Origin of the sequence: Heyndrickxia shackletonii (genome assembly GCF_001420715.1) — a bacterium.
In the GTDB taxonomy this organism is placed as follows: domain Bacteria; phylum Bacillota; class Bacilli; order Bacillales; family Bacillaceae_C; genus Margalitia; species Margalitia shackletonii.
The window spans coordinates 465,780-483,520 of record NZ_LJJC01000004.1; the positions used below are offsets into that span (position 1 = coordinate 465,780).

Here is a 17,741-nt window from a genome sequence, read left to right on the forward strand (position 1 = left end):
GCTATTTAAATTGCTTTTCCGAATTTTGTACTTCAAAACAGAACCCGTTACTAAATCATAGTTCTTTTTTTAGAATACCCGTAAATTCTTAATGTAACATTATACTTGATTTCGATACTTTACGAAGCCATATCATTGATATATGATTTTCTTTACAAGTAAATGATAGTTCTTATCCCAAGAAAATAAGGACTTAGTGAAAACATATGGTTGACTATCGGAAAATTTATGATTGAAGGGACATGAGGGACTTAAACCATAAGATTTCGTAAAATGAAAGCTTACGCTAGTATATATACTTGAATCTTTATAAAGATTATAATGCAACTAAATGGAGATAGAGCTGAGCTGATGATCAATTAAAATTAGCAGCTTTTTTTATTACTTTAAGGAAATCAATGCAGTAGAGACAGTGTCATTTCCTTTAAAAAACGGTGTTTTTTGATGCTTAAAACTTGAAAATGAAGTTCTAGTAAGTCTTATAATTATACTTTTAAAATAATTAAATAAAATAGACTGCTCAATTTATAAAGGCAGTCCTTTAGATATAATCCCTTATTTCTTTAATTTTATATGAATCTCATTTGATACAAAAGCGTAATCATTTGAATGATAATCTTTTAAGGTGATATGAGGTGTAATAATAAGCTCTTTTGCATTCGAATCCAATTTTCCGAATGTTTTACTCCAACTTATATTATAAGACCCTTCTTTACCCATACCACCATTATCTCTCCCAGAATAGAGATTTCCTAAATCGTCTTTTATTTCTAATTCAACATACACTCCGTCCGACTTCTTTTTAGTCATTTCCGATACTTCTTGATCATAATAAACGGTAAAGGACATAGGATTAAAGGTGATTTTTTTGATATTTACCTTTACGCCATTTTTCTCAGCAGAACTTACGGCTATTTGTATCTTGCTATCAGTGGCATCTACTTTAAATGCAAAATTCCAACTACCTTTAATAACAGTCCCATTTTCTGGGTTCTTCATACCCTCAATATTCCAATGGATATCAGCAACATCCAATTTTGTGTCTTCCATATTACTAGCCGTCAAAATTCCTACATATTTGTTCGAATCTATTTTTTTAGTCTCACCGCTTCCCCCTATAGCCTGCATCCCTTTTATTTTTGGCAAAGGAATACCTATATTACCTAAATTTTGATTGCTCTCAATAGAATAAGTTAAGGTAACCGTCTTTCCATCAAATACTGCATCATTAATAGTGAATTTTATACCATTACTTTCCTTCGTTAAATTAATGGTATTGGAAAACTTCTTGTAATCATAATATAGTCCGTTTCCTTTAACTATTGAAATATCAGATTTCTCATTTCTTTTATCATAAGGACCAGTTTTTTTATGATCAAAAAAGCGAAAAATATTATCAATTACAGGGATGTTTTTAGCATAAGATGGAAAGGTTAATCCAATGGTTGTAGCCGAGATGCATACGAAAATGGAGGCAGCAATAATATTCTTTCTCCAACTTTTACTTTTCCATTTTTTCTTTTCATTGATTGATTTTTTTAGGGCATTCTTGACTTTGGCCGTTTCTAATTCATTGACTTCCATTTCTACAAATTCATTTTCGTCTAAGTCAATTTCATTTAATAATTCGTAAATATCTTTCAAATCCCATTCTCTCCCAACTTAAGGTTTGATGCCCTTTTATTAAGTTTCTTTTTTCCTCTATAAATTCGATTGTCAATGGATGCTTTAGTTAACCCCAGTTTCATTGCTATTTCTTCCGTTTTTAAACCAAGGAAAAACTTCATAATAAAAATTTCCCGTTCAAGAGGTTCCAGTTTATTGATTAAGTTTATTAATTCCGTTCTTTTTTCAAGAAATATTAATTCATCCTCAATTGATTTTTCTGAGTGTAAATCTAAATGGTTGGATGTAAATTCCACTTTTTTACTTGCTCTTCTGTAATAATCAATAGATTTGAATTTTGCTATTGAACAAATCCATTTTTTAAAATCCTTAGAGTCTCCGTTAAACTTATGGGAATGTTCCCATATTGAAAGTAAAATATCATTCATACACTCTTCCATGATTCCGTTATTATTAAGGGGAGATAGAACTTTATAAGTTACACCCTTAATTAATGGTAAATATTTATCGACTATATATTCTAATGCATCTTCCTTTTTACGATGTAATCGCTGTATAAAATTTGTTTCATTTGACTTCATATAGAAATCCCCTTATTTTTTTGTAAAAGCTTTTACATCCTATATAACGAGAAGGAACCATTTTTTTCTCACATATTATTAAAAATTTTTTTAAATTAGTCTATCATACTATGAATGAATCAAGGATACGATAAAAGAAGTGAGGAAAGCTTATATTCCATTAGTTTATCTTGGAATTCAAGTCCAATAGAAATTTTTATTGGAAATGTAGTTAGATATATTTCCGGTGGATACTTAAGATCCCATTGTTTTTTAATAGACAAAAGTAAATTCAAGTAGCTGTTGTAAAAGTCTACTTTTTTAGAAGGTAAACAAAAAACACAAGAAAAAGTCATTTTACATGCAAGCATTATTTAAAAACATTTTGGATGAGCCTACAGCTTCGTTAGATCCAAAAAGTGAATTATCAATTTTAATCAATTTATTGAAATTGTTAAAGTGAAAGCGGCTATATTTATTTCACATAGAATGACATCTGCAAGAATGGCGGACCGACCACATTATTGTGATGAAGAATGGTGAAATTATTGAGGGAGGCTCTCATGAATATTTAATGAAAAGAAAGGTGAATATTATAATATGTATGAGTTTCAAGCATCTTGGTATCAGTAAATTATTATATCAGTCAAATAGTTTATTCTATTAAATTTTTATAGGGACTTGATTTAGATTAAAACGAATAAACCTTCAATTTTTATTATATATTAGTAAAAAATAAGGAGGAGATGAAGATAAAGAATAAGCTGATTCTATTAGCTTGCTTTGTTTTCCTTATGATTGGTCTTTCTTATACTATTTTCAAAACTAATAATGTTAAGAGGGTAGAATCATCTAAAATTAATTCTATGCTTGGTTTTAAACCAAGTTTTATAAAGCAGGGAAACGAAAGTAAATATAGAATTAATCTTACAATGAATACTAATGGTGTCTTCCACATAGAATCTACGATCAAAATCAAAAACACTTCTCCAGATGCATGGAATGAACTGGTGTTTTATTTTATTCCAAATATGTTTACTAGAAAAAATGCTCCACAACTAGAATATCCATCCACAATAAATTTTAAGAAGGTCAAAATTAACGAGAAAAATGTTAGTTTCAAATTAGATGAAGATACTCTCAAAGTATCTTTGTCATCAAAGATTCAACCAAAAAAAGAAACTGTGGTACATTTTTCTTACGATTTCACTCTTCCTGAAAAAGGTATAAGACTGACAAAGAATGGTGATAACTACTTCCTGGCCCAGTTTTATCCTATGCTAGCTACTTACAGAAACCATAAGTGGAATAAAGAAAAATATCAATTTAGGGGAGAATCCTATCATACTGGATTTAGTGATTTTAAGATTACATATGATATCCCTAAAGAATTTACTATTACATCTACAAGCCAAAATGATGAATATCCAAGTGAAAATAGAGGCTCATTTGAGATTAATAACGTTAAAGAGGTTTTTATATCAATTCTTAAAAAGCCTAAATTCGTATTAAAAAAGGAAAACAATGTTTCTATTAGAGTATTCGGAATGGAAAATGATATTGAATTATATAAAGAAATAAGCGATGTAGCTCAAGATGCTTTAAGTTTTTTTCAACAAAATATTGGTCCGTATCCTTTTAAACAGTTGGATATTGTATTGGGAGAAATGGGTATGGAGTATCCCGGAATAATAACAGCCGGTTCAATATATAATAGCCAACAAGTTAGTTCCGAAGCACTTAAGAATATGGTTGTACATGAAATAGCTCACCAATGGTTTTATGCAATTATTAGTAACGATCCTTTTAATGATGCATGGTTAGATGAAGGATTTGCAAATTTCGCTGAATCACTGTATTACTTTTCTTCTACAAAAGAAAAGGTACCCTACAATTTAATAAAAAGGCCATCGAAAGAACTAGTAGTCAATTTACCAATTGATGAGTATAGAAATAATCAAAGTTCATTTATATATGGGAAATCAATGAATATGTTGTGGAAACTGTTTGAAAAAAGAGGAGGAATCAATGAAGCTAAAGAATTCTTAAAGACCTATTATCGGTTATATAAATTTAAGGAATTAAATACACAAGAATTTGTAAGGTTTACCAAAGCTTATTTTAATCTTAAAGATAATTCTGATTTTGAAGGCTGGTTAAAATTAGACTAAGAAATTATATCCTGGAGTAATGTCAGGAAAATGAGCTTAGCGTTGTAAAAACTCGGAAAACATATGTTAATTAGACTATCATATAAAGAGGATAGTTCGTTCAATATATGAGCGAATATCCTCTCTTTTTCTATAAATTGTATCAAATAATTAACAGAAAATGCAGTCTATTATCCCGTGTCAATGCATGTCAAACTACTCTTATCTATTTATTTGAATTTATCTAAGTCTAATGCGAGGTATTTAAAAAAATTGAACGGTACAAAGGTTTATAATTAAAAAAGAACCGCAATTTGCGATTCCTAAGATTATTACTTATTTGCTCCCTTTAGTACATGAAGCGAATTGTTAAGTGCTGATTTACACTTACTAGCATCAGGATTTCCTGTACGAACAGCAGCTAATACAACATCAATAGTTCCGTCAATTTTAGTCCAAGTGGTGCCATCTATTTATCTAAGCTTAGGTTCCGATGTGTCCCATTGATGTTCCAATTCGTTAGCTTTATTTTTTGCCGATATAAAGTTATTTGAGCTTACATCGTTGAACATATCATTTTCGATTTTTACAAAATCTGATAATTGTCCGCTCAATGTTGCTTGTGAAACATTGGTTTCCAATGCTAAATTATTACTTCTCCAAGTATAACCTCCGATACCCACAATTAAGAAAACACATAATACTACAATCGTTTGTATAAAAACATTCTTCTTGCTACCATTTGTCTGTTCTGTATTTGTTGTTTCCCTTTTAGTAGATATATCAATTTTTGAAACAGCAAGAAAAACAATAATTCCTAATATAGCAATAAGAAAAATGACGCTTGTAATGGTTGTTCCCAAGCCTAAGCCGCCATTCACTTTCGTTTGAGATAGGTAATCTCCTAATGATGCTCCGAGTGGACGAGTAAGAATATACGCAATCCAAAACGCTAATATCCCATTAAGTTTAAAAAACTTATATGCAATATATATAATCGCTATTATAATTACCACGATAATTCCTGTGTTAAGATAACCAAGGCCGAGTTGTTCGGAATATAAATCTCCGACAGCTGTTCCGAGTGCAAATGTGAAAAGGATAGTCAACCAATAGAAAGCTTCTCTTTTTCTTGTATAAATCGAGTGTATAGAAAGTGTTTTTTCACTAAGATACCAAAAAAGAAAAGTTAATCCTAGAAGCACAGAGAATACGGCTGTACTAAGCTCAAGAGGAACTCCCATTCCATCTGTCAAATTATCTGTAACTAATGTTCCGAATACACTAATAAGTACGACTGTTATCCAATAAATGCTTGGAACATATTTAGTTGCTCTAAATTGAAAAAACAAAGCGATGAAAAACGCTATTCCCATAATTATGGTAGTGAAAGATAAACCAAATCCAAGGTTAAAATTTAGAAAATCAGCAAATGTTTCACCGACAGTAGTGCATAGAACTTTGATTATCCAAAAGAAAATAGTAACTTGCGGAACCTTGTTAAGTAAAATTTTCGATTTACTTTGATTTATTGGCATATAGTTGGTCCTTTCTTTGTAGTGTTTCCTACAATTTGATTTTTCTCTCTCGTTAAATAGGAGAACGATCCAATCCCTCATCCTATAATAAATCGTCCCATTAGAAACACGGTGTCATAACATTCTAGTCCGGTTATCACTTCCTATAATGTTGGGTTGTATTAGCTAATACTTTCTAATAGACAACATATTTTGAGTAAAAGTTCATCCACTTTTGGTTTTGAAAAAATTGTTATGGAAACTTAAAAAACTTTACATTTATAGAACTGTCTATCAAAAAGAGGTCTTGTACTTCAAAGGGTTTAAAATGTAATGAATTATATGAAGCTTCTATTTACTACTTAAATATAGGGGGGGTGAATTTTTTGCAATTTATGGATGAGGAACATAGAATCCTCCCATTTGAGGGATTTCCCCTATATATACACTGAAAACGTTTTAATATAATTTACTTACAGTTTTGCCAACTATTATTTCACCACTTTAAAAGGAGGAAACAGAATGTCTAATATGCTGGGAACAAACATTGCTATTGTAGGAGCCGGTTCTGCGGGGATTTCTATTGCCTCCCGTTTATTAAGGAGTGCTCCTTATCTTAAGGGGAAAGTAATGATCATTGATCCTTCTGAAAAGCATTACTACCAACCATTGTGGACACTAGTCGGCGGGGGAGCAGCGAATATTGAAGACTCTATTCGAGAGCAAGAAACATTAATTCCTGATGGAGCAAAATGGGTGAAAGAAGCAGTACAAGAGTTTCTTCCTGATAAAAATATCATCGTAACTAGTAATGGAACTCAAATACAGTATGAGTATCTTGTTGTTACAGCAGGTCTTCAAATTTACTGGGATAAAGTAAAAGGATTAAAAGAAGCAATCGGGAAAAATGGTGTGTGCAGTAACTACTCGGTGGACTATGTTCAAAGTACATGGGAGGCTATACAAAATTTCAATGGTGGGACAGCTATTTTTACACAACCAAGCACACAAGTAAAATGTGGTGGAGCACCGCAAAAAATCATGTATCTAGCAGATGATTACTTCAGAATTTCAGGTGTACGTCATAAATCATCTATTTTGTTTGCTTGTGGTTTACCGAAGATTTTCGCAGTGAAACGTTATGCAGATACGTTAGAGAAAGTCGTTGAGCGAAAAAACATTGAGGCACAGTATCGAATCGACCTCATTGAAATTGACGGACAAAAGAAAAAAGCTACGTTTAAAAATGTCGATACAAATGAAATCATGACAAAGGATTACGATATGATCCATGTCACTCCGCCAATGGGAGCCCCGCAATTTATTGCCCAAAGTCCGCTTGCAGATGCGGAAGGGTTTGTTGATGTAGATAAATTCACATTAAGACATAATCATTTCCGCAATATTTTTGCAGCGGGAGATTGTTCCAGTTTACCAACATCAAAAACAGGTGCTGCCATTCGTAAACAAGCTCCTGTTGTGGTAGAGAATCTGCTTGCAGTTATGAATAGCAAAGAAATGAAAGCTAAATACGATGGATATACATCCTGTCCATTAGTAACCGGTTATAACAAGCTAGTATTAGCAGAATTTGACTATGATAAAAATCCACAAGAATCTTTTCCATTCGACCAATCTAAAGAAAGAACGAGTATGTATTTAATGAAGAAGAATTTATTACCGATCATGTACTTTAATGGAATGCTTAAAGGTGTAATGTAAGACAACTTTTAAGAAGAGGGGGAGCATAATGAACATGACGAAAACAGATACGGACTTTGATGTTGTTTTACAAGAGCTAGAGAAGAGTGAACAAATGGAGTCTCTCTTTTATCTAGTAAAGAAACTTCCTGAGTTTACAGCTGCTATTCAATCGATGGAAGATAAATTATCATTTGTGACCAATACCTTAAACGACAAGCATGCGCTAAATAGTCTAGTAAATGATGCTGAAGAAAAGGTAGAAAGCCTACACTTAAATAAAGATCATTTGGAAGCTATGGTGACACTTATTCAATTTTTACCCAAGCTCGTCCCGCTCATTAATAAACTTGAAGAATTAACACTTTTTGTCACGAATACACTCGGAGACTCTAAATCAGTAGATTATTTAATTCGTGGAATAGATGATGTGATACCAATACAAAAAGGGATCGAAATTATGAAGGAAACCAATAACCGTTATCGAGAAAATAAAGATACAGGTCAAATATCTATCCTGCGCATGTATCGATTACTAAAAGATCCTACTATTCAAAAAGGATTTAAGTATTTTGAAACGTTATTGGAGGTTATTAACAAAAAGTAGTTACTGAGGACTTGAGCTTCCTTTTTCGAGGTCCAAAAAAATCAATATTCAATATTGTTATTTACCAAGTTCTGTAAAAGTAAATAGGGGGAATTGAAAATGTTCTTTCGTTCTTTTTTCGATGAAAATTTAGCGCATATGTCTTACTTAGTGGGCTGTCAGCGCACCGGAGAAGCGATTATTATTGATCCTGCTCGTAATCTGCAATTGTATAAAGAAACAGCCGAAAAAGAAGGGCTTGAAATTATCGCTGCAACAGAGACCCATATTCATGCTGACTTTGTATCAGGCTCAAGGGAGGCGGCGAAACAGCTCGGAGCAACATTGTATTTATCAGATGAAGGCGATGAAAACTGGAAATATCAATATCTTGATGAAGTCAATTATGTTCTTCTCAAAGATGGCAGTACATTTACGATTGGATTGGTAGAATTTCAAGTGATGCATACACCTGGGCATACCCCAGAAAGTATTTCTTTCGTACTGACAGATAAAGGCAGCGGATCTACCAAGCCAATGGGAATCTTCTCAGGAGATTTCGTTTTTGTAGGCGATATTGGCCGTCCGGATTTACTTGAAAAAGCGGCAGGTGTTAAAGGGACGGCTAGTTTAGGAGCTAGACAAATGTTCCATTTCTTGAAGAAGTTCAAATCACTTCCGGATTATTTGCAAGTGTGGCCGGCTCATGGAGCGGGCAGTGCCTGTGGGAAAGCATTAGGCGCCGTTCCCGTTTCTACTGTAGGGTATGAAAAATTAAATAACTGGGCGTTGAAAATAGAAGATGAAGAGGAATTTGTTACTACCTTACTTACCGGGCAACCAGAGCCTCCTGCTTATTTTGCAATGATGAAAAAAGTAAATAAACTTGGTCCAGATTATTTGAATGATGGTCCAATTAAAACTTTATCAAGCGTCGAGGAATTAGAACGATTCAGTTCTGAAACGGTTATTTTAGACACACGCTCAGCGAAAGACTTTGCGGCATCTCATTTTAAGGGAGCAATAAATATCCCTTTCGATAAATCCATAACTAATTGGGCTGGTTGGCTAATAGGTTATGATCAAAACATCGTGCTTATTACACCGGAGAAAGATCTAGATTCGATCCGAAAAGCCTTAGCATCGATAGGTTTAGATAAAATTGTTGCTAGAGTAGAACCAGCTATTGCTCTCGAAGATACATCGAATCTTGAAAACTATCGTGAAATAGATGTTCATCAGCTTCAAAAGTTGTTAAATGATGACCAATATCACCTTATTGATGTTCGGAATCAATCAGAATGGGATGATGGAAGAATCGAGTCAGCACAACATATAATGCTTGGAACATTAAAGAACCGTTTAAACGAAATTCCAGCTGGAAAAAAATATATTGTTCAATGCCGGTCCGGTGCTCGCTCCGCTATTGCCGCCAGTATTCTTCAAGCAAATGGATTGCATGATGTCTATAATTTAAAAGGTGGCTATATAGCTTGGAAGAAAGAAAATTTACCTATATTAAAATAACGATAGTTAAACCTTAGCCGAACATATCGAATGGCTAGGGTTTTTAATTCCTTTTAATGATATATATGTGTACAAAGACTCATATCTACTAAAAAAAGTAAGTCTCTGCTCATATTGTTTTTCTAAGTTTCTTCTGTGCATAGTAGAAACAGATATTTAATTTTGGAGAGATTTATGGTGAAACAAGATATCGAAAAACTTTTCTTAACGAATATTTTTTATTATATACAAGACGGGATTATCGTGATGACACAATCCAGAGAAATTGTAAAAATGAATCCAGCTGCGGAAAGACTTTCTGGATGGAAAATAGGAGATAAAGTTCCTTATTGTTCTTTTTGTCAGCAAAGAAAATTATGTGATGGCGAGGAAAGATGTTATTTAATCTCGCGAGAAGAGGTTCCTTATTTCTTATCTGAAATGCCTACCTATCATGGGAATATGATAGACGTTGAAATGAGTACAGCGTTAATTTTTGAAGATGATGAGTCGAAAGAAAAATATTATCTCCTCGTCCTTCGTGACCAAGCACTGAAGAAAAATGAAGAAGAAGCACGTATATCTAAATTAATGCTGAAAAGGCTTACTGAGGCTAAGGAAATGGAGCATAAACGTCTTGCGCAAGAATTACATGACGGTGTCGGACAATCACTGTTTAGTATTGCGATCGCACTAGATAACGTTATTACGAGAGTTCAAGATATAAAACTACATGAATATATAAATGAAGTTCGTGCTGAATTAGGAAAAGTAATGGAAGATGTAAAATCATACTCGCAACAATTAAGGCCTAAAAGTCTTGATGAATTAGGTTTAATTCCTACTATTATATCTCTCATACAATCTTCAGAGAAAAAAATGTCCGGTTCAACTTTTCATTTTTCCTACAATTTCAACGAGCGACTGCATCCTTTGTTAGAGATCAATTTATATCGAGTAATCCAAGAAGCCCTTCATAATATTATGAAATATTCACATGCGACCGAAGTGAATATTAAAGTCGAGAAAAAAGCAGACACTATTTTTATTTCCATAATCGATAATGGTGTAGGCTTTCAGCTTGATGAGAAGAAAGAAGGGCTGGGTTTAAAGCATATGCAAGAACGCATCTCTCAAATTCAAGGCACCATGGTCATCCATTCAGATCTTAATCATGGTACAGCAATAACAATGAATGTACCGATGAATATGGAGGTAGAGGATGAGAGTTTTAATCGTGGATGACCATATTTTAATCAGAAAAGGGATTAAACTTCTTCTTGAATATTACATCGATATAAAAGAAATTATTGAAGCCGGAAACGGATCTGAAGCAATCAGTCTGGCTATCAAGCATCAGCCCGATATTATTTTGATGGATCTTTCCATGCCGGATGGGTTAGACGGTTTTACGGCATCAAAAACCATTTTATCAGAAGTAAAGGATACAAAAATTATTTTATTAACGATGCATGATGAAGAAATATATGTTAGAAAGGCAATCCAATATCAGATTCATGGATATTTATTGAAGAACAGTGAGGCGAATGAATTACATGATGCAATCCAAGCTGTGCTCAATGGGAAACGATTCTATAAAACAAAAATTCCAGATGAACAGCTGAAACGGTTAATGATGGCAGAAGTACCTCAGTCTGTTTTAACACAGCGGGAGCAGGAGGTTGTTCGATTAACATCTTTAGGATTTACCAATGTCCAGACTGGACAACAGCTAGGCATTAGTCCGAAAACGGTAGAAAATCATAAATCAAATATCATGCAAAAACTCAGTTTAAAAGACAAGCATGAATTTATGAAATATGCCCTAAAAAATAACCTTGTCGACTTATTTTAGAGTTAAGGGGCTATTCTTGTCTCTTATTCGTATACCTTCATTTTATTCAACAAAAATTGCTCTCGCATAAAATACACATGACAAAATAAAACCCATTGATCGTGTAGTCTCTAAGCTATATTTTGGAAGGAAGGTTTTGTTCATTAAAAAAAGATTGTTGACTTATCATCTTGAACAAATATATAATGTGAAAAATAATAATTATTCGTTCGGCATTGAAAGGAACATGAGTAGTGTGTGATCTCCCTGTTCAAGAGAGCTGATGGCGGTGCAAATCAGTACAAAGATCAACATGAATTACAGTCCTGGAGCTTCTTTTTCGTAGCAAAGAGTCGTCTTTGTGAAGGGAAAGACGGTCATATGATCGTTAACAAAATCGAGAGGTGAACAAGACTGTTCACAACTAGGGTGGTACCGCGACAAGTTCGTCCCTACTGGAAAACCAGTAGGGACTTTTTTATTATCAAAATTTAATAAGATGCAAGGCAATGAAAGGAAACAAGTAGTGGATGATCTCCCTGTATTCAGAGAGCTGATGGCGGTGCAAATCAGTGCAAAGATCAACATGAATTACAATCCTGGAGCTTCTTTTTCGTAGCAAGGAGAAATCTTTGTGAAGGGAAAGACGGTCATATGATCGTTAACAAAATCGAGAGGTGAACAAGTTAGTTGTTCACAACTAGGGTGGTACCGCGAGAAGTTTCGTCCCTACTGGAAAACCAGTAGGGGCTTTTTTTTAACCGTCCAAACAAATTTAAAGGAGTTGATGCTTTGTTTAGAAATAATGCTTAGGGGAAACTTCACAAAAAAATTCACGAATTTAATCATAAATATTCAGGAGGAATAAAGATGACAACCAATAAATTAACGCAATTACGAAACAAAATTGATGAGATTAACTTAGAGATATTACATTTATTGAACGAAAGAGCTGAAGTCGTCCACGAAATTGGAGAAGAGAAGAAAAAACAAGGAGTTAATCGTTTTGATCCTGTTCGTGAACGAGAATCACTTGATTTAATTATTAAACATCACCACGGACATTTTAAAACATCAACTATTCAACATATTTTTAAAGAAATATTTAAAGCAAGCTTAGAGCTTCAAGAAGACGATAGTCGGAAAGTATTGCTAGTGTCGCGGAAGGCGCATCCTGAAAATACCATTGTCGACATTAATGGGGAAACGTTCGGTGATGGAAAACAAAGATTTATTATGGGACCATGTGCGGTTGAAAGCTATGAACAAGTAAGAGAGGTTGCCGTTGCTATGAAAGAGCAAGGCTTAAGCATCATGCGCGGCGGCGCATTTAAGCCACGGACATCACCTTATGACTTCCAAGGCTTAGGGGTAGAAGGCCTGAAGATTTTAAGAGAAGTCGGAAATGAATTGGGGATGTCGATTGTTAGTGAAATTGTTTCCCCTAATGATGTAGAGCTTGCACTAGACTACGTAGATGTTATTCAAGTTGGGGCTCGCAATATGCAAAACTTCGATTTACTGAAAACAGTCGGGAAAGTAAATAAACCAATTCTTTTAAAACGGGGACTTTCTGCCACGATTGAAGAGTTCATCCATGCAGCGGAGTACATCATTTCACAAGGTAATAATCAAATCATTTTATGTGAGCGCGGGATTCGCACTTATGAAAAAGCGACAAGAAATACGTTGGATATTTCGGCCGTGCCGATTTTGAAAAAAGAAACTCATCTCCCAGTGGTAGTTGATGTGACACATTCGACAGGAAGACGAGATTTACTGCTACCAACAGCGAAAGCAGCGATGGCCATTGGTGCTGATGCAATTATGGCGGAAGTACATCCGGACCCAGCAGTTGCACTATCAGATTCTGCACAGCAAATGGATATTCCGCAGTTTCATAAGTTTATTCAGCAATTAAAAACGTTGCAAGAAAAGTTAGCGTAAGAGCATTTTTATAAAAAATAGAATAATAGATCCCTGTGGTTCAGCAGGGGTCAAAGGAGGATGTCAACAATGAGACATATTACAGCAGGTGAATCACATGGTCCGCAGCTGACAACGATTATCGAGGGGTTACCCGCGGGGATGCCTTTAACTGCAGAGGATATTAATAAGGAACTTGCCAGCCGTCAAAAAGGCTATGGACGCGGAAGAAGAATGCAAATTGAAACCGATATGGTAAATATCACTGGAGGTGTTCGCCATGGCCTTACATTAGGATCACCGTTATCCCTTGTCGTTGAAAATAATGATTGGAAGCATTGGACTAAAATTATGGGGATTGAACCATTGGATCTGGAAAATCAAGAAGAAGTGAAACGAAAGGTAACGAGGCCAAGGCCAGGTCACGCTGATTTAGTTGGTGGAATGAAGTACGGGCATCGCGATATGAGAAATGTTCTAGAGAGATCCTCAGCCCGTGAGACAACGGTAAGGGTTGCAGCTGGGGCAGTTGCTAAAAAGCTCCTTTCAATGCTTGGGATTGAAGTTGCCGGACATGTTTTAGAAATTGGCGGAGTGAGAGCAAACCCACCAAAATACGAGAGTATTCAAGAATTACAGCATAAAACCGAAGATTCTCCTGTTCGCTGTTTTGATGAAAAAGTGGAAAAACAGATGATGGAGGCCATTGATCAGGCAAAAGCAAAAGGAGATTCGATTGGCGGTATTGTCGAAGTGATTGTGGAAGGCATGCCGATTGGCGTAGGGAGTTATGTTCACTATGATCGGAAGCTGGATGCAAAAATTGCTCAAGCAATGTTAAGTATAAATGCTTTTAAGGGTGTAGAGTTTGGCTTAGGCTTTGAGATGGCGAGAATGCCGGGCAGTGAAGTGCATGATGAAATTATCTGGAATGAGGATGAAGGATATGTTCGTTCAACTAATAGATTAGGAGGTTTTGAAGGCGGAATGACGACAGGTATGCCGATCGTTGTGAGAGGGGTAATGAAGCCAATTCCTACCTTATATAAACCGTTGAAAAGCGTTGATATTGATACAAAAGAGCCTTTTACAGCAAGTATCGAACGCTCCGATAGCTGTGCCGTTCCAGCTGCAAGTGTCGTGGCAGAAGCAGTTGTCGCATGGGAGCTGGCAGCCGCTATAACCGAGCAATTTAGCAGTGATCGTTTTGAGCTATTGAAGCAATCCATTGAAGAGCACAGAGTATATACTAGGGGATTTTAACATGGACGTCATTCATGTTTTGACCTCATCGAAAAACTATCCTGTTTATTTAGGCAGTGACATCCTCGAGAATTTAAAGGATCATTTAACCGGATATTCAAAGCTATGGATCGTCACCAATACGGATTTGAAGGAACGGCATTTAGACACAATTACGAACCATCTTCCTAATATTGAAACCCATATTTATATAGCACCCAATGGTGAAAAGGCGAAAACATTTGAGATTTATCAAGATTGTATTTCATTTGGAATGAATCATGGGATGGACCGTCATTCGGTTGTTTTAGCTTTTGGCGGCGGGGCCATTGGCGATTTAGCAGGGTTTGTAGCCGCCTCTTATATGAGGGGAATTGCCTTTATACAGATTCCTACCACCATTTTAGCCCATGACAGTGCGGTCGGAGGCAAGGTAGGGATTAATCATCCACTGGGAAAAAATATGGTTGGCGCCTTTAAGCAGCCTGAACTAGTTATCTATGATACTCAATTTTTAGCAACATTATCAATTCGAGAGAAAAGAAGTGGGTTTGCGGAAATCATTAAGCATGCCTTCATTTCAGATCCACAATTTTTACAAGAATTGATGAACGAAACAAAATCTCTCGAAGATCTAGCCGCAATTCCTTTACAAAAATTTTTGAAAAAAGGCATTGAAACCAAGGCAAATATCGTGAAACAGGATGAAACGGAAAACGATATTCGCGCCTATTTAAATTTCGGTCATACACTTGGCCATGCCTTGGAAGCGGCAGCGGGATTTGGAGAATTAACTCATGGTGAAGCTGTTATGATGGGAATCGTTTATGCTTTGAACCTAAGTAAGCAAATCTATCCATTTGCTTTCCCTTATGAAAGCTTTATCAGTTGGCTAGAGGGATTGGGGTATAGGTGGAAAATTCCTGCAAATTGTACATTTGAGTCCATTCTGGAATGGATGGTTCGAGATAAAAAATCTGTTGGAAATGAACCTGTATTTGTTTTGCTGCAGGATATAGGAAGACCCATTAGGCAAAAAGTTAATCAGGAGTTACTCCGAAAGACTTTATTAGATTTACAAGATAAGAAGAAGGAGTGAATTCAAAATGAAATGGAAAGAACAAATGCATCAACTGCATGCATATCAACCCGGTAAATCAGTTGCTGAGGTGAAGACTCATAATACGCAAAACCCAATTATCAAATTAGCTTCAAATGAGAATCCATATGGCCATTCATTGAAAGTAGATAAGGCGTTAAAAGAATTTGGGGGCTCATTAAATATTTACCCAGATGGAAAAGCTAGCAAACTAAGAGCGGAGACCGCTTCCCTTTTAGAGGTCGACCCAAATCAATTAATTTTTACAAACGGAACGGATGAATTAATCCAAATTATTTCGAGGGCTTTAATACAACCTGGGAAAAATACGGTAATGGCCGCCCCTACTTTTTCTCAGTATAAGCATAATGCAGTGCTCGAAGGTGGGGAGGTTCGGGAAATTCCATTAGTAGATGGGCTGCATGATTTAGACAGAATGCTTTTAGCCATCGATAGGAATACAACGGTGGTCTGGGTATGTAACCCTAATAATCCAACAGGGACGTATATCGCTAGCGATGAACTTTCGACATTTTTGAGGAAAGTTCCAAATGACGTGTTTGTAGTACTAGATGAGGCTTATTTTGAATATGTCGAACAGCCAGGTAACACGATTGAATTGCTTAAGGATTTCTCTAACGTAATGATTACGAGAACCTTTTCGAAAATTTATGGACTCGCCAGTTTGCGAGTGGGATATGGGATCTCATCAGTCAACATTATTCAAAAATTAGAAGCGGCCCGTCCTCCTTTTAATACAAATGTCCTTGGCCAAATGGCTGCTGCAGCGGCAATAAGCGATCAAGAATTTGTAAAGGAATGCTTTCGAAAAAATGCTGATGAGAGGGAGAAATATTATGCTTTTTGCTTAGACAATGGGCTAAAAGTTTATCCCTCAGAGGGGAACTTTGTATTAATAGATTTTAAATGGGATGGAGACGAGGTTTCACAGTTTTTATTGGAACAGGGGCTAATCGTACGTTCAGGTAAACAACTAGGGTTTCCGACATGTGTGCGCGTTACGATTGGTTTAGCGGAACAAAATGAAAGAGTCAGAGATGCAATAAAGGAATTTATAAAAGAACGCTCATTGAATGGTAAGCAATGATGGAGGTCTAATCATGAAAGGAAATGTACTGATTGTAGGGTTAGGATTAATCGGTGGATCACTTGCCCTTACAATAAAAAAACAGCATCCAAATGCAAAAATTTATGGTTTGGATATAAATCAACATGAGATGGAAAAAGCAATGGACCTAAATATTATTGACGAAAAAGTCGATTCTTTACAGCAGGGAGCAGAACTCGCCGACTTAATCATTTTGTCGACACCTGTATTAGAACTGAGGAAAATAATGAAACAACTATCAAGCATGACATTAAAAGACAATGTCATTATTACAGATACAGGCAGTACAAAAGGGGAGATAATGGAGGCTGCTAATGAAGTGTTTAATGGAAAAGCAACCTTTATTGGCGGGCACCCTGTAGCAGGCTCACATAAAACCGGAGTAGAAAATGCCAACTTACATTTATTTGATGGTGCTTATTATATTCTTACTCCTGCCCCTGAAATCAGTAATAAGAGAATAAGTGAATTAAAGAGTTGGTTAAGTGGCACCAATGCACATCTCCATATTCTCGACAAAGATGAGCATGATTACATTGTAGGAATGATTAGTCATCTACCTCATTTAATTGCAGGAGTATTGGTGAACCAAGCAAAAAAACATGCTGCCAAAGAACCCCTTATTCGTCAAATGGCAGCTGGAGGATTTCGTGATATAACAAGAATTGCCTCCAGTAATCCAGGCATTTGGAGCGATATTGTTATGGATAATCGCCGTAATTTACTAGAGTTAATGGAGGATTGGATGAACGAAATTCGTCATTTAACGACTGTTTTACAGGCTGGTGATGAACGGGCGATCCATCATTTTTTTGAAGGGGCAAAAGAATACCGTGATTCTTTACCAAGCCATGTTTAATGGTTG

14 protein-coding genes and 2 other annotated features are annotated in these 17,741 nt (G+C 35.5%); of the genes, 11 read left to right on the top strand and 3 right to left on the bottom strand.

Annotation, left to right across the window (positions count from 1 at the left end; translation table 11 throughout):
* Positions 1 to 555: 555 nt before the first annotated feature.
* Positions 556 to 1,644: a DUF4179 domain-containing protein gene (locus AN964_RS02395; RefSeq protein WP_055738189.1), complete on the bottom strand. Its 1,089-nt coding sequence runs from the start codon at positions 1,642 to 1,644 to the stop codon at positions 556 to 558.
* Positions 1,641 to 2,207: a sigma-70 family RNA polymerase sigma factor gene (locus AN964_RS02400; protein ID WP_055738190.1), complete on the bottom strand. Its 567-nt coding sequence runs from the start codon at positions 2,205 to 2,207 to the stop codon at positions 1,641 to 1,643. The genes AN964_RS02395 and AN964_RS02400 overlap by 4 nt, the downstream gene beginning before the upstream one ends.
* Before the next feature lie 725 nt (positions 2,208 to 2,932).
* Between AN964_RS02400 and AN964_RS02405 the strand changes: the two genes are divergently transcribed.
* Positions 2,933 to 4,357 (top strand): M1 family metallopeptidase, encoded by a 1,425-nt coding sequence (locus tag AN964_RS02405; RefSeq protein ID WP_055738191.1) that lies wholly within the window; start codon positions 2,933 to 2,935, stop codon positions 4,355 to 4,357.
* Positions 4,358 to 4,809: 452 nt separating this feature from the next.
* On the opposite strand, the gene AN964_RS02410 is transcribed toward AN964_RS02405, so the two are convergent.
* Complete coding sequence (locus AN964_RS02410; RefSeq protein WP_200915565.1) at positions 4,810 to 5,874, bottom strand: COG4705 family protein; 1,065 nt, start codon at positions 5,872 to 5,874, stop codon at positions 4,810 to 4,812.
* Positions 5,875 to 6,375: 501 nt separating this feature from the next.
* Here AN964_RS02410 and AN964_RS02415 point away from each other — a divergent pair.
* From AN964_RS02415 to AN964_RS02460, 10 genes are all read left to right on the top strand, one after another.
* Positions 6,376 to 7,575, top strand: coding sequence for an FAD/NAD(P)-binding oxidoreductase (locus tag AN964_RS02415; RefSeq protein WP_055738192.1), 1,200 nt, complete (start codon positions 6,376 to 6,378; stop codon positions 7,573 to 7,575).
* A gap of 28 nt (positions 7,576 to 7,603) precedes the next feature.
* Positions 7,604 to 8,161 (top strand): hypothetical protein, encoded by a 558-nt coding sequence (locus tag AN964_RS02420; protein ID WP_055738193.1) that lies wholly within the window; start codon positions 7,604 to 7,606, stop codon positions 8,159 to 8,161.
* A 99-nt stretch (positions 8,162 to 8,260) separates the two neighbouring features.
* Entirely contained in the window at positions 8,261 to 9,667 is a 1,407-nt protein-coding gene (locus AN964_RS02425; RefSeq protein ID WP_055738194.1) for an MBL fold metallo-hydrolase, read from the top strand.
* Positions 9,668 to 9,841: 174 nt separating this feature from the next.
* Positions 9,842 to 10,891, top strand: a complete 1,050-nt coding sequence (locus AN964_RS02430) for a PAS domain-containing sensor histidine kinase (RefSeq protein ID WP_055738195.1) — start codon at positions 9,842 to 9,844, stop codon at positions 10,889 to 10,891.
* On the top strand, positions 10,869 to 11,501 hold the full coding sequence (locus tag AN964_RS02435) for a response regulator transcription factor (protein ID WP_055738196.1): 633 nt from the start codon (positions 10,869 to 10,871) through the stop codon (positions 11,499 to 11,501). Before AN964_RS02430 ends, AN964_RS02435 begins: the two co-directional genes overlap by 23 nt.
* 206 nt (positions 11,502 to 11,707) lie before the next feature.
* Positions 11,708 to 11,937 (top strand) — a binding site (T-box leader).
* A 43-nt stretch (positions 11,938 to 11,980) separates the two neighbouring features.
* Positions 11,981 to 12,214 (top strand) — a binding site (T-box leader).
* Positions 12,215 to 12,350: 136 nt separating this feature from the next.
* Positions 12,351 to 13,427 (top strand): bifunctional 3-deoxy-7-phosphoheptulonate synthase/chorismate mutase, encoded by a 1,077-nt coding sequence (locus AN964_RS02440; protein ID WP_055738197.1) that lies wholly within the window; start codon positions 12,351 to 12,353, stop codon positions 13,425 to 13,427.
* A 69-nt stretch (positions 13,428 to 13,496) separates the two neighbouring features.
* The gene (aroC, locus tag AN964_RS02445; protein WP_055738198.1) at positions 13,497 to 14,669 is read left to right on the top strand and encodes a chorismate synthase; all 1,173 of its coding nucleotides are present in this window, start codon (positions 13,497 to 13,499) and stop codon (positions 14,667 to 14,669) included.
* Position 14,670: 1 nt separating this feature from the next.
* The gene (gene aroB, locus AN964_RS02450; protein ID WP_055738199.1) at positions 14,671 to 15,747 is read left to right on the top strand and encodes a 3-dehydroquinate synthase; all 1,077 of its coding nucleotides are present in this window, start codon (positions 14,671 to 14,673) and stop codon (positions 15,745 to 15,747) included.
* A 7-nt stretch (positions 15,748 to 15,754) separates the two neighbouring features.
* Positions 15,755 to 16,855, top strand: a complete 1,101-nt coding sequence (gene hisC / locus AN964_RS02455) for a histidinol-phosphate transaminase (RefSeq protein WP_055738200.1) — start codon at positions 15,755 to 15,757, stop codon at positions 16,853 to 16,855.
* A 13-nt stretch (positions 16,856 to 16,868) separates the two neighbouring features.
* Positions 16,869 to 17,735 carry a prephenate dehydrogenase gene (locus tag AN964_RS02460; RefSeq protein WP_055738201.1) on the top strand — a complete coding sequence of 289 codons (867 nt, stop codon included), beginning with the start codon at positions 16,869 to 16,871 and terminating at the stop codon, positions 17,733 to 17,735.
* Positions 17,736 to 17,741 lie beyond the last annotated feature (6 nt).